13 protein-coding genes and 1 pseudogene are annotated in these 12,392 nt (G+C 33.8%); 5 read left to right on the top strand and 9 right to left on the bottom strand.

Annotated elements, in window-relative coordinates; translation table 11 throughout:
• Window positions 1-368: 368 nt before the first annotated feature.
• Both HKP48_RS03905 and HKP48_RS03900 read left to right on the top strand, forming a co-directional pair.
• Window positions 369-1,808 (top strand): DASS family sodium-coupled anion symporter, encoded by a 1,440-nt coding sequence (locus HKP48_RS03905; RefSeq protein ID WP_296343029.1) that lies wholly within the window; start codon window positions 369-371, stop codon window positions 1,806-1,808.
• A gap of 458 nt (window positions 1,809-2,266) precedes the next feature.
• Complete coding sequence (locus tag HKP48_RS03900; protein ID WP_296343027.1) at window positions 2,267-2,719, top strand: Na(+)-translocating NADH-quinone reductase subunit F; 453 nt, start codon at window positions 2,267-2,269, stop codon at window positions 2,717-2,719.
• Between the two features lie 82 nt (window positions 2,720-2,801).
• Here HKP48_RS03900 and nqrF read toward each other — a convergent pair whose 3' ends face one another.
• The 6 genes from nqrF to HKP48_RS03870 are packed head-to-tail and all read right to left on the bottom strand — an operon-like array spanning window position 2,802 to window position 8,984.
• On the bottom strand, window positions 2,802-4,112 hold the full coding sequence (gene nqrF, locus HKP48_RS03895) for an NADH:ubiquinone reductase (Na(+)-transporting) subunit F (protein ID WP_296343031.1): 1,311 nt from the start codon (window positions 4,110-4,112) through the stop codon (window positions 2,802-2,804).
• 14 nt (window positions 4,113-4,126) lie between these two features.
• Window positions 4,127-4,864 (bottom strand): NADH:ubiquinone reductase (Na(+)-transporting) subunit E, encoded by a 738-nt coding sequence (gene nqrE / locus HKP48_RS03890; protein WP_296343025.1) that lies wholly within the window; start codon window positions 4,862-4,864, stop codon window positions 4,127-4,129.
• A 50-nt stretch (window positions 4,865-4,914) separates the two neighbouring features.
• Complete coding sequence (locus tag HKP48_RS03885; protein ID WP_296343023.1) at window positions 4,915-5,559, bottom strand: NADH:ubiquinone reductase (Na(+)-transporting) subunit D; 645 nt, start codon at window positions 5,557-5,559, stop codon at window positions 4,915-4,917.
• A gap of 2 nt (window positions 5,560-5,561) precedes the next feature.
• A complete protein-coding gene (locus HKP48_RS03880; protein WP_296343020.1) occupies window positions 5,562-6,356 on the bottom strand; it encodes a Na(+)-translocating NADH-quinone reductase subunit C in 795 nt (264 codons plus the stop codon).
• Between the two features lie 2 nt (window positions 6,357-6,358).
• Entirely contained in the window at window positions 6,359-7,582 is a 1,224-nt protein-coding gene (locus HKP48_RS03875) for an NADH:ubiquinone reductase (Na(+)-transporting) subunit B (protein WP_296343018.1), read from the bottom strand.
• 49 nt (window positions 7,583-7,631) lie between these two features.
• Complete coding sequence (locus HKP48_RS03870; protein WP_296343016.1) at window positions 7,632-8,984, bottom strand: Na(+)-translocating NADH-quinone reductase subunit A; 1,353 nt, start codon at window positions 8,982-8,984, stop codon at window positions 7,632-7,634.
• Window positions 8,985-9,252: 268 nt separating this feature from the next.
• Here HKP48_RS03870 and HKP48_RS03865 point away from each other — a divergent pair, with 268 nt between their 5' ends.
• From HKP48_RS03865 to apaG, 3 genes are all read left to right on the top strand, one after another.
• A complete protein-coding gene (locus tag HKP48_RS03865) occupies window positions 9,253-10,497 on the top strand; it encodes a type IX secretion system plug protein domain-containing protein (protein ID WP_296343014.1) in 1,245 nt (414 codons plus the stop codon).
• Window positions 10,498-10,605: 108 nt separating this feature from the next.
• Window positions 10,606-10,752, top strand: coding sequence for a hypothetical protein (locus HKP48_RS03860; RefSeq protein WP_296343012.1), 147 nt, complete (start codon window positions 10,606-10,608; stop codon window positions 10,750-10,752).
• A gap of 58 nt (window positions 10,753-10,810) precedes the next feature.
• Window positions 10,811-11,197, top strand: coding sequence for a Co2+/Mg2+ efflux protein ApaG (apaG, locus tag HKP48_RS03855; RefSeq protein ID WP_296343010.1), 387 nt, complete (start codon window positions 10,811-10,813; stop codon window positions 11,195-11,197).
• Window positions 11,198-11,285: 88 nt separating this feature from the next.
• On the opposite strand, the gene HKP48_RS12215 is transcribed toward apaG, so the two are convergent.
• From HKP48_RS12215 to HKP48_RS03845, 3 genes and pseudogenes are all read right to left on the bottom strand, one after another.
• Window positions 11,286-11,405 (bottom strand): DUF6695 family protein, encoded by a 120-nt coding sequence (locus tag HKP48_RS12215; RefSeq protein WP_363928590.1) that lies wholly within the window; start codon window positions 11,403-11,405, stop codon window positions 11,286-11,288.
• A 29-nt stretch (window positions 11,406-11,434) separates the two neighbouring features.
• Window positions 11,435-12,034: pseudogene (locus HKP48_RS12210) on the bottom strand (DUF6695 family protein).
• Window positions 12,018-12,200 carry a DUF6695 family protein gene (locus tag HKP48_RS03845; protein WP_296343007.1) on the bottom strand — a complete coding sequence of 61 codons (183 nt, stop codon included), beginning with the start codon at window positions 12,198-12,200 and terminating at the stop codon, window positions 12,018-12,020. Before HKP48_RS03845 ends, HKP48_RS12210 begins: the two are co-directional and overlap by 17 nt.
• Between the last annotated feature and the right edge of the window lie 192 nt (window positions 12,201-12,392).

Raw genomic sequence — 12,392 nt, 5'->3', positions numbered from 1 at the left:
TGATATAGTAAAACTGTAACATTATGACTTTTATGGATATATTTACTATTCTGTGACATCGAGTCACAAAATAGTAATAATTAACGAGGCAAGCCTCGAGGTATTAAACCTGAAAGCGAATAAAGTTGAATCGTAAGTCACACGTTTAAAATTTTCGGGAATGAGAACTCTCGTTTTTAGTATTTTTCCGGTCTTATTCAGGTAACTCGGTTTAGCAACAACTGCTACTACCGTTTGCTTTACAGGCTGAAACTGAAATGCAAAAACTGCAACCACAGTTACTACAAATAGAAAGATTAATATTTTTTTATCATGACGTAAAAACGATTAAAAGCTTATGTTTCGTATTTAATTTCTATTTTTAAATCATGAAAAACCACCCATTATCAAAACGTATTGGTCTCTTTTTGGGACCATTGCTCTTTTTAATAATTCAGTTTTCAACGATTAGTATAATTTTAGAAAAAGCAGATACCGTAATTGGTGTTGCCCTATGGATGGTTATTTGGTGGATTACAGAAGCTGTATCCATATCGGTAACTGCACTTTTACCGTTGCTCCTTTTTCCTTTGTTTAAAATTATGCCTATAGCAGATGTTGGTGCAAACTATGGTAGCCCAATCGTATTTCTATTTTTTGGTGGTTTTGTATTGGCTTTGGCTCTAGAGAAAGTAAATCTGCATAAACGTATAGCGCTTTCGATAATTAAACTCACAGGAACTTCACCAAATAAAGTTACCCTTGGATTCATGATTGCAACAGCTTTTATGAGCATGTGGATAAGTAATACTGCAAGTACTGTGGTAATGTTACCGATAGCCATGTCTGTAATTACCCTATTAATTAATGATGATGATGGTTTTACAAAAGCAGATAAAAATTTTTCCTTAAGCGTAATGCTCGGTATTGCTTTTGCCGCCAATGCAGGTGGTATTGCAACGGTTATTGGCACACCCCCAAATTCGGTACTTATTGGGTTACTTGAAAATGAGTATAATACTGAAGTAAGCTTTGCCAAATGGATGTCTTTTGGCTTACCGTTTTCGATTATACTTATATCTATAGTGTATTTGGTTTTGGTTAAACTCTTGTTTCCTTGTAAAGGCTTGGTTTTTGGAGCGTCTCTATCAGTTATTTCTAATGAATTAAAAAAACTGGGGAAATTAACGCCTAAAGAGCGTCATGTACTTATCATTTTTGCAATCATAGTCTCGCTGTGGATTTTTAGAAGCCTTATTAATTCGCTTTTACCTGAACTAAAACTAAGCGATACTATGATTAGTATTTTTGGAGCTATTGCCTTATTTACCATTCCGAATAACCTTAAAAAAGGAGATTTTATATTGCAGTGGAAGGATACTCAAAAACTGGCTTGGGGCATTTTAATTCTGTTTGGTGGTGGTTTGGCTTTGGCAAAAGGTATGTCTGCAAGTGGTATTGTAGATATGGTTTCTGCTAATATATCTAATGCTAATATTGGTATTTTAATTACAGCATCTCTACTTATAGTCTTAATGCTATTTGTGACAGAACTAATGAGTAACGTGGCCTTAACAGCTGTTTTAGCTCCAGTAGTCGCCGGTATTGCTATTGGTTTAGACATCCCTATTTTACATTTACTTATTCCTGTAACTATTGCAAGTAGTTGTGCATTTATGCTACCAATGGCCACACCGCCAAATGCCATAGTTTTTGCTAGCGGATTTATAAAAGTGCATCAAATGGCGCGTGCAGGCATAATTTTGAATTTAATTTCAGTGGCTTTATTAATTGTTTTATTTCAATATATCATGCCTTTATTATTTTGAATATAAAAAATATCATCTTCATATAACAATATTATTAGCTACTCTTTTATTGAATTACAAAACAGAACAGCCTGACTTACCAGACCCATTAGAAGCAAGTTGGAATGGAAACTCCGTTTGTAAAGCTGTTGAAGACAATATAAAATGAAGACAATATAAAATTAAGAGCCTTAAAGTGTACATTTCCACCCAAGTTTGGTTATGAGTTGCATTACCAAAAATCACATTTTGGATATGCTTTAGTTCGAAGTAAATTTAGAATTAAAGATACCTCTGGAACTCGTGAAGTCAATGTCCCGACAGGTTATTCCTTTTCAAAAAATGAACTTAGTACACATGAAGTTTTAATTATAGGCAATAGAACTGCTGTCTTTTTAATTGTAGAATATAAATGGTTGACTTCATTTGACTTTTATTTTTTTCGTATCTTTTACTTTCGAAAAAGAAAAAAAAGTCTCATGAAAACTTCAAAACGCTTTGATGCTGCTATAGAAAGGCTTTATATAGCATTTCATAATAACACCTTAAATCCTGAATGTTGCAAACAATGTGCTGTTGGGAATATTTTGAATAATACCGAAAGTTGGAAATACCTATCTGACAACCATGGCTCGAAACAGCTTAATTATATTGGTAAATTTCACCAGAATATAGGTCGCCGTTTTAATGGGTATACACCTTTAGAGTTGCTAACTATAGAATCAGTATTTCTTAGGGCTTGTGGTTACACTGTACCACTTCATTATAAAAATTCTAAACCAAAAAATACGACTGATAAAGAAGTTCTTTTTAAAGGTTTATCGGCAGTAGTTTCACATTTATGCAGATTGGAAGGTATATCTAACATCATGGATTATTCTAAGCTTTTTGAGTATGAAAATGATAAACCTAAGTATCTACTTTCTTATTAGATTTTAAATTATTTAACAAAAAAACCAACGCATCTACGTTGGTTTTTGTTTTGAATATTATTTGAGAGATGGTAATTGTTACCTAACCTCCGAAATCATCAAATCTGATATGCTCATCTGGAATACCAAAGTCTTCACCCATTTTTTGTACCGCTTGGTTCATTAATGGAGGTCCACAGAAGTATAATTCTATATCTTCTGGCGCGTCATGATGATTTAAATAGTTATCGATAACGCAGTTATGGATAAAGCCTACAAAACCATCTCCATCTTCATCATTGATATCTTTTTTTACTTTCCAGTTATCTTCTTCTAGAGGCTCAGAAAGTGCCATATAGAATTTGAAGTTAGGGAAGTCTTTTTCTAATTTTCTAAAGTGCTCAATGTAGAACAACTCCCTTTTAGAACGTCCACCATACCAATAGGTTACTTTACGACCAGTTTTAACCGTTCTGAACAAATGGTATAAGTGCGAACGCATTGGCGCCATACCTGCACCACCACCAACGTAAAGCATTTCACTTTCTGACTCATTGATGAAGAACTCTCCATAAGGTCCAGAAATAGTTACTTTAGCTCCTGGTTTTTGTGCAAAAATATAAGATGATGCTACGCCTGGATTGACATCCATCCATTGGTTTTTACTTCTATCCCATGGTGGTGTTGCAATACGTACATTCAACATAATCTCACGACCTTCTGCTGGGTAAGAAGCCATAGAATAAGCACGCTCAACAGTTTCATTATTCTTCATTACCAATGGCCAAAGACCAAACTTATCCCATTCTGCTTGAAACTTGTCTGGCGTTTCATGCTCTTCTGGGTGTGCCGTGATATCAATATCAGAATATTTAATTTCACATTCTGGAATTTCAATTTGAATATACCCACCAGCTTTATAACCCATATCTTCAGGAATCTCAACAACAAATTCCTTAATAAATGAGGCTACATTGTAATTACGCACAACAGTAGCTTCCCATTTTTTGATACCAAACACCTCTTCTGGAATGGTAATTTCCATATCTTGCTTCACCTTTACCTGACAAGCTAAACGTGCACCTTCCTTAAGTTCTTTTCTGGAAAAATGAGGCGTCTCCGTTGGAAGCGCTTCACCACCACCTTCAAGAACATGACACTCACATTGAATACAGGTTCCACCACCACCACAAGCCGATGGTAAAAAGACTTTATTACTACCTAATGTGTTTAGAAGTGTACTACCAGAAGCCACTTCTATTTCACGCTCGCCGTTAATTAATATTTTAACTGGTCCGGAAGGTGATAATTTTTGTTTTACAGTTAGTAACAAAGCCACTAAAAGTATAGTCACCAGTAAAAAAGCGCTTACCGTGGCTACTATTGTTCCTATTGTACTTGCAGCTAATAACATCATATTCTTTTCTATTAGTTGTTTACAGTTTCTGCTAAAGTTAAGTCTGTAACCACTTTAGCCTCTTTCTGTTTTTCTTCTTCTTTAATTTCTTCGATAACAGCAGTTTGGGTTTCTGGCGCTGGCGCTTCATCGCCACCTGTAAGCATACCACCAAAACTCATAAAACCAATAGCCATTAGACCTGTAATAATAAAAGTAATCCCTAAGCCTCTTAGCGGTGCTGGTACGCTACTGTATCTAATTTTTTCACGAATAGCAGCAATTGAAAGAATTGCTAAGAACCATCCAATCCCAGAGCCTATCCCATAATTTAAAGCCAATCCTAAACTTGCTATCTCTCTTGATTGCATAAATAAAGAACCGCCTAAAATAGCACAGTTCACAGCAATCAATGGTAAAAATATACCTAGTGAATTGTATAATGAAGGTGAAAATTTTTCAACAACAATCTCAACCAATTGTACCATGGTAGCTATAGTGGCAATAAACATGATGAATGATAAGAAGCTTAAATCGTAGTCTGCATACTCTGCACCCAACCATGATAATGCACCAGGCTGAAGTAAGTACTGGTCTAATAACCAGTTAAGCGGCACTGTTATTGCTAATACAAATATAACAGCAGCTCCAAGACCTACAGCTGTTGATACCTTTTTAGATACAGCTAGGTAAGAACACATCCCTAGGAATGTTGCAAATACCATGTTATCTATAAAAATTGATTTAAAAAATAATTCTAAATGTTCCATGTGTTTTAAATTTCTGCTTGAGCTAAAAACAAATAATTATTGCTACTGTTTTAATCTTCGATTAATGCTTTATTTCTTGAACGCTGTATCCAAATTATAATACCAACAACAATAAGTGCCATTGGAGACAATAACATAAATCCATTATTTTCGTAACCTATAGCATACAATCCTGTTTTTGCAATTGGATCTCCTAAAACTGGAAAACCTAATAATGTTCCAGAACCTAATAATTCCCTGAAGAATCCTACTATGATTAATATTACTGCATATCCAACTGCGTTACCAATACCATCTAAGAATGAACGCCATGGACCATTCCCCAAAGCAAAAGCTTCAAAACGTCCCATAATAATACAGTTAGTGATAATTAAACCAATAAATGCACCAAGTGTTTTACTAAGTTCATAAGCGTATGCCTTGAGAACTTGGTCTACAATAATTACTAATGTAGCAACAACAACAAGCTGTACTATAATTCTAATTTTTGAAGGAATAATATTTCGTATTAATGAAATGACTACATTACCTACTCCCATAACAAATAGTACGGATATAGACATTACTATTGATGCCTCTAACTCTGCTGTAATTGCGAGAGCTGAACAAATTCCTAAAACTTGTATCGTAATTGGGTTGTTATCCGCGAAAGGATCTTTTAATAATGCAGCATCTTTTTTTGATAATATACCCATAATTAATTATTTTTTAAGTTATCAAAGTAAGGCTTATACAACCTCAAATCTTTCTTTATCATAGCAGAAACACCATCTCCGGTAATTGTTGCACCTGCAATAGCATCTACTTCGTTATCTGTTTTATCTTTATTTAAAGGGTCTGCATTTCCCTTAGCTACAGTAATACCTTTAAAAACACCAGCTTTAGTTAATAGATGTTCTCCATAGAAATCATCCATAAAATAACGTTGCTTTATGTTAGCTCCTAATCCAGCTGTTTCTCCTTTATGGTCAAAATAAGTGCCTCTTACTATCATGTCCTCATCTATTGCGACATAACCCCAAATGGCATCCCATAATCCTTTTCCATAAATTGGTGCTACATAAACGGTTTTACCTTCTTTGTTTTCTCCAACAAAAAGTGGCAACTTTCTTGACTCTCCATTTTTAGCCTTATCCTGTTCTTTTTTAACATCAATTAAATAAGGTTCTTTATTGGTCTCTTTAAAATAATCATCACGAGTTTGGGTCTTTGTTATTTTGCCATTAGAGTCAATAGTTAATACCAATTGCTCTTTTACATTTTCTGAAAAAGCTTCTGGTGCTTTATCCGCAGAGACAAATACTGCGCTTGACTCATCATTTTCGTTAACTCCTAGAACATAAAGAATATTTTGTTGTTTCTCTAGTCTTCTGTTTTCGGTAATAGTCGGTTTAAGATAAGATGCCAAAAACGCTAACAACGCTCCTACAACTAATACCATTCCTACGGCAAATATTACCGTATATGAATTTTTATCTGTTCTTTTTTCCATAGTTAAGCTACTTTAACTTTAGCACGTTTCATACGACGTTTAACATTTCCTTGAACCACGTAATGATCTATTGTTGGTGCAAATACATTCATTAATAATATGGCTAAGAATACACCTTCTGGATAAGCTGGATTAAATACACGAATCATAATTGAAATAAATCCTATTAAAAATCCATAAATCCATTTTCCTTTATTAGTTTGTGATGCTGTCACAGGATCAGTTGCCATATAAACGGCTCCGAATAGTATACTTCCTATAATGAGGTGTTGCCAAAATGGTACACTCATTAATCCATAAAACTTACTTGTTTCTCCAATCCAACCCATCTCAACGACACCGTTGAAAATTAAGCCCATCGCTAAAGCACCGACTAATGTTGAGAATATAATTCTCCAACTCCCTATTTTAGTGAAAATTAAAAATAGAGCGCCAATTATAATTAAGAACTTTGAAGTTTCACCTACTGAACCAGGTATTAATCCCCAAAACATATCCATAAAACTGTAATCTACAGTATTATTTGCAGCGTAGGTTCCTAATATAGTTTCTCCAGACATAGCATCTAAGTTTTGACCTGCCGCTATCATTTGGTCGCGCTCTACTGCACCATGTACCCAAACTTTATCTCCAGACATCCATGTTGGATATGCAAAGAATAAAAATGCACGGATTGTTAGTGCTGGGTTAAGAATATTCATTCCTGTACCACCAAAAACTTCTTTTCCTATAACGACTCCAAAAATAACAGCTACTGCTAGCATCCATAACGGAATGTCTACAGGCACTATTAGCGGTACTAACATACCTGTAACCAAGTAACCTTCCTCAACTTCATGGCCTTTGATAACAGCAAAAACAAATTCTACTGCCAAACCTACACCATAGGAGACTATAACTAAAGGTAATACAGTTGCTGCTCCAATAAGAAGGTTATCAAGTGTCCAAAAAGAAGCACCTAAAAAGCCGTTTGCAGATTCAATTTCTCCGAGTGCTAAATAATGCTGATATCCAGCATTAAAAATACCAAAAATTAAACATGGAACTAATGCTATAATAACCGTATTCATCGTACGCTTTAAATCGTCAGCAGCTTTGATGTGCGTTCCGTTATGCGTCGTTTCATTTGGTGTGTATAAAAATGTAAATAAGGCATTAAAGGCAGGAAGCCATTTCTTGTCCTTATTTTTCATTTTAAAACTGTGTAAATTTTGTTTTAAACCCATATTGCTGATGTTTTTATATCGCTTAGAATGATATTAGCGATTATAAAATTTATCCTATTTCTTTTAACATTAAATCTAATCCTTTACGTATAATTTGCTGATGTGGCTGCTTAGACACACAAACAAATTCTGTCAATGCAAAATCTTCAGGTGCAACTTCGTACATCCCTAAAGCTTCCATTTCATCTAAATCCTGATACATACAAGCCTTTAAGATTTGCATTGGATATATATCTAAAGGAAATACTTGTTCGTAATTTCCTGTTAATACAAATGCGCGGTGCTCACCATTAGTATTTGTATCCAAATCAAACTTTTTGTTTGGCAACATCCAAGAGAACGTTAAAGCTCTCGTTGTAGAAATTTTGTCAAAAACAGGCTTGTTCCACCCAAAGAATTCGTAATCGTCACCTTCTGGTATAATGGTAATAACATTACTGTAGTAATCTAAATTTCCGTCTGGCTCAATTTGTTTTCCCGATAATATATTACCAGAAATTACGCGGTCGTTACCATCTTTATCTACGCCATTGTCATATATCATTGTCGCAACTTCTGCTCCAATTTTAGTTTTAAAGTAGCGTGGTTTTTTTACTGAAGAACCTGCTAAAGCAATTGTTCTTTCGGCATTAAATTTTCCTGTCAATAATAGTTCTCCTATTATCACTAAATCTTGAGCATTAACTGTCCAAACAACTTCACCCTTATTTACAGGGTTTACTTTATTGATTAATGTCCCAACATTTCCAGCCGGATGAGGACCAGAAACAGTGTAAGTGGTTACATCATTTAAATTAGCTAATGGAGATGTTGAGCCTTTACCAACTGATATGTGTACACCACCTTCTGTTAATTTAGACAATGCAGTAACCGCAGCTTGTAATTCAGCCTCTTTATCTGCTAGTGTAAAATCTAAATCCGCTGCAAGTGGTGCCGAAGCATAACCTGAAACAAAAATAGCTTTTGGTGTATTGTTAGGGTTAGCTACAACATTATAAGGACGTTGTTTTATAAAAGCCCAGCATCCCGAAGCTAACAAATGTGCTTTGAGAGCATCTGCATCTGCTGCTAAATCAAATTTACCATGCTCTACGTAAGTCTGCGCTTTGTCGGCTACTATTTTAATTGCCATAATACGACGTCGCTCTCCACGAGTAACTTCAGTCACCTCTCCAGAAACAGGAGACACAAACTTCATATCCTCAACATCCTTATTGTAAAATAAAGTTTCACCAGCCTTTACTTTTGCACCTTCTTTTGCTACAAGTTTTGGAGTAATACTATGAAAATCTTCTGGCTTAATGGAGTACGTATTGCTAATAATAGCATTTTCAGTTGTCTTCTCGGCTTTGCCAACCAATTTTATATCTAAGCCTTTTTTAATTCTAATGTCTTTTGACATATTTCTTAAGATTAGTTATCTAAAAAATCCGTGCAAAAATACGAATTAAAGGATAAATAATCTGACGCAATCTTAAAATTTTTAGTTAATTATTGTTAACCATTTTTCAACGAAAACGATTTGTTTAAGCATCTTGGCCTGTTTTATTTCTTAAGTTGTAAATCGTTAAACAAATAATACTAGAAATCACTAATCAGTTAAGCTATATCTAAAGCCCCGATTTAAGGCATAGATTTTGTTTATCTTTGATACAATAATTATCAATATAATGGCAAAGAAGATTTTATTAGTATCACTCATTACTTATTCTGTATTAAGCTTTTCTCAAGCTGAAGAAATACTACCTCCAGATTTTATAAAAACTATCACTTTTAAAGGAAGCACAAGTCAAGCACAACTCCCTATTCTACGAGTTGGGGAGCCTTTTAGTTTAGAGTTCGATGCACTTACGGGTAATGAAGAGGACTTCTATTATAAGATTGAGCATTTTGACTTTGACTGGAAGCCCTCACAATTAGTCAAGGGTGAATACCTTAAAGGTGTTGATAATGTTAGAATTATAAATTACCTCAACTCGCTGAATACCTATCAAATTTATTCACACTACGATTTAAGAATTCCAAATCAACAAACACGTAGACTTCTAAAATCAGGAAACTACATGATAACGATTTACGACGATTATGACGAAATCATGTTTTCAAGAAAATTTATGTTGGTCGAAGATATTGTTACAGTAGGTGTACAACCTAAAAGAACGCGTAATTTTGAAACTATTGATGAAAAGCAAATTGTAAATATTAAGATTAATTCTGGAGATTTAAATCTTAACAATCCGCTTGAAACAATAAAAACGTTAGTTATCCAAAACAACAACCTAAAAACTGCGATTAAAGACTTAAAACCTCAATTTACTGTTGGTAATGAATTAATTTACCGATATGATGATAAAGCTTCTTTTTGGGCAGGAAATGAATATTTGAATTTTGAAACTAAAAATGTACGTACAGCCAATTTAGGTGTTCAATTTATAGATCTTCAGGATTTATACCACAGTTATCTCTTTAGGCAAATTAGTAGAAAAAACAGACCTTACACATGGAATCCTGATATTAATGGTAATTTTTTGATAAACGCCGTTAGCGTAGATAACCTTGACACACAGACGGATTACACTTTAGTTCATTTTAGACTAAGAGAAGAAGAGTTTGCAGATAAAGATGTACATGTTTTTGGCAACTTCAACAATTTTGCTGTAGAAGATATGACGCGTATGATTTACAATAGAGAAAATGGCGATTACGAATGTGTTTTAAAACTAAAACAAGGATTCTACAATTATAAATTTGTGACTGTGGATACTAACGGAACTATCAATGAAGGTACTATTAGCGGCAACTTTTGGCAAACCGAAAACAACTATAAAGTCCTCGTATACTACAGAGATTTAGGTGCCCGTTTCGATAGACTTATTGGTCTTGGAGAAGCCAACTCAGAGCGTATAACAAATTAAAATTTTATCGGACACTAATATTTTGAAGATTCAATTTCGGTTTGTTTTAATTATAAAGACATTGCTGCAAATGAACTTTGTACTGCACTTTATCAAGACTCACAACTTATGGTAGGTTTCGGAAAATTTAATAATCTTGAATTTGTGCGTATGGTAACTATGAATACTGTTTTAGAAAAAGAAGATATTCTTAACTTTTATGAAACCATAGAAACCTATGTTGCTAAACATTTCTTAAAAAAAGCCATGTCATAATTTTTTAGTTATCATAACACAAAAAATACCTTATCTTCGTTTAGAAGAAGAAAAAGCAATGATTTATCAAGTTACAAGCGGAATTAAAATTTCGGTAGAAACTAATTTTGAAGGCACGTTTTATAAAAACTATAAAATAAACTATGCCTTTGAGTATAAAGTTACTATTGAAAACCTTAGCGAAGACGTCGTACAACTTAACTCGCGCTATTGGAAAATTAAAGATGCCCTAAACAATATTGAAACCGTGCGCGGCGAAGGCGTCATTGGGCAAAAACCTATACTACAACCTGGCGAAACACATACATACAGTTCGGGCTGCTTATTAACGTCACCATTTGGAAGTATGCGAGGCTATTATGATATGGTTAATTTTTCGAACTCAAAAAAGTTTAAAGTTTTTATTCCTTCTTTTAAGTTAAGCTCACCTTTTTCGCTTAATTAAGCTTCAAATGTCTTAAAAATTCAAACTTAAATATTTTTTCATTCTATTCAATATGTAAAAATCTACAATTTGAATAATGTCTAAACTCCTATGAGGCTTCAATATCAAAGCCTTCAATCTCTATCTTATAAACAGCGTCGCAGTCTATATTTTTGTAAGGTGATATTCTTCTGTAGCGGTATTCTTCTTCATGTTCTAAATCATGAATCTCAAACCAAGCTCCAGCTGCAATTCCACCTAACCTCTGTCATGGTTATTCTTTTGGTTATTATGTTTTGGCTCGATGGTTCCATGTAAACTTGTACCATAACCTTTTAACACATCCAAAAATAAACGTCTATTTCCCCTACCAACAGAAGATATAAATTCATGTATTATTCCTATGTCTGTTACTCTGTAAACAAAATCTTCAGTGTCTGCAATGACGACATTACCAATAGTACTTGGTGTAAACCATTTAGATTTTACCAAAGCTTTTTTTAAACCAGAATCTGTGACCGAGAAAATTAGAGCATCAGTAACAAAACGTGCGCAATTACAAGCGTCTTTAATAAAAGTGGCTTAACGGATAAAATCTTGATTTTGCTTTTCGGTAATATGCCTACCCGCTAAATTGTAATTGACAGCATTACATACCGAAGCATACAAATCGCCATTACCGTAAGTCAGCTTAGATTTAGTAGCCAAAAACTTCAAAATCTCATATAAATTATAAATTTTATCATCAATAATTTCAGCTTTTAAAGAAAAATGTAATTCAAATTCTGTTTCCCTTCCTCTTACACCTCCGTTAGGAGATGGCGTTACATAACGGCCAAAATCATGATACTCTAAAATACCTGTTTTTTTTATAAATTAAAACTAAAGCTGCATGACCTGCTCTAATATGCTTTTTACTTCCAACAAATACGAATCTCAAAAATTCAGAATACCATTCTTCCGGATGAAAAACAATAGTTTCTGGATACGCCATAGTAATTATAAAAGCATCATTTTTAAGCATGGATGGATAACAATTTTAATTTAATATAATGGGGCTATTTTATAAAAAGTAACTTACAAAATTTAATTAATAATGCGAATCAAGGGTTGGTAAATAGATAAAAAAACAAGCTTAATTCATTGAAAAACAACGTCTTAAACTTGTTTAAGTTATTGATTTTCAGTATCTTAATAGTCGATTTCAACAAGATTA

The sequence above is a fragment of the Winogradskyella sp. genome (genome assembly GCF_013042245.1).
In the GTDB taxonomy this organism is placed as follows: Bacteria; Bacteroidota; Bacteroidia; order Flavobacteriales; family Flavobacteriaceae; genus Winogradskyella.
The sequence above is the reverse complement of the archived record's forward strand: the minus strand, read 5'-3'. Positions and strand labels throughout refer to the sequence as shown.

What these genes read in the sequence shown, in the direction of transcription:
- HKP48_RS03905 (WP_296343029.1), top strand. Translation starts at nt 369, where the DNA reads ATGAAAAACCACCCATTATCAAAACGTATTGGTCTCTTTTTGGGACCA.
- HKP48_RS03900 (WP_296343027.1), top strand. Translation starts at nt 2,267, where the DNA reads ATGAAAACTTCAAAACGCTTTGATGCTGCTATAGAAAGGCTTTATATA.
- nqrF (WP_296343031.1), bottom strand. Translation starts at nt 4,112, where the DNA reads ATGTTATTAGCTGCAAGTACAATAGGAACAATAGTAGCCACGGTAAGC.
- nqrE (WP_296343025.1), bottom strand. Translation starts at nt 4,864, where the DNA reads ATGGAACATTTAGAATTATTTTTTAAATCAATTTTTATAGATAACATG.
- HKP48_RS03885 (WP_296343023.1), bottom strand. Translation starts at nt 5,559, where the DNA reads ATGGGTATATTATCAAAAAAAGATGCTGCATTATTAAAAGATCCTTTC.
- HKP48_RS03880 (WP_296343020.1), bottom strand. Translation starts at nt 6,356, where the DNA reads ATGGAAAAAAGAACAGATAAAAATTCATATACGGTAATATTTGCCGTA.
- HKP48_RS03875 (WP_296343018.1), bottom strand. Translation starts at nt 7,582, where the DNA reads ATGGGTTTAAAACAAAATTTACACAGTTTTAAAATGAAAAATAAGGAC.
- HKP48_RS03870 (WP_296343016.1), bottom strand. Translation starts at nt 8,984, where the DNA reads ATGTCAAAAGACATTAGAATTAAAAAAGGCTTAGATATAAAATTGGTT.
- HKP48_RS03865 (WP_296343014.1), top strand. Translation starts at nt 9,253, where the DNA reads ATGGCAAAGAAGATTTTATTAGTATCACTCATTACTTATTCTGTATTA.
- HKP48_RS03860 (WP_296343012.1), top strand. Translation starts at nt 10,606, where the DNA reads ATGGTAGGTTTCGGAAAATTTAATAATCTTGAATTTGTGCGTATGGTA.
- apaG (WP_296343010.1), top strand. Translation starts at nt 10,811, where the DNA reads ATGATTTATCAAGTTACAAGCGGAATTAAAATTTCGGTAGAAACTAAT.
- HKP48_RS03845 (WP_296343007.1), bottom strand. Translation starts at nt 12,200, where the DNA reads ATGCTTAAAAATGATGCTTTTATAATTACTATGGCGTATCCAGAAACT.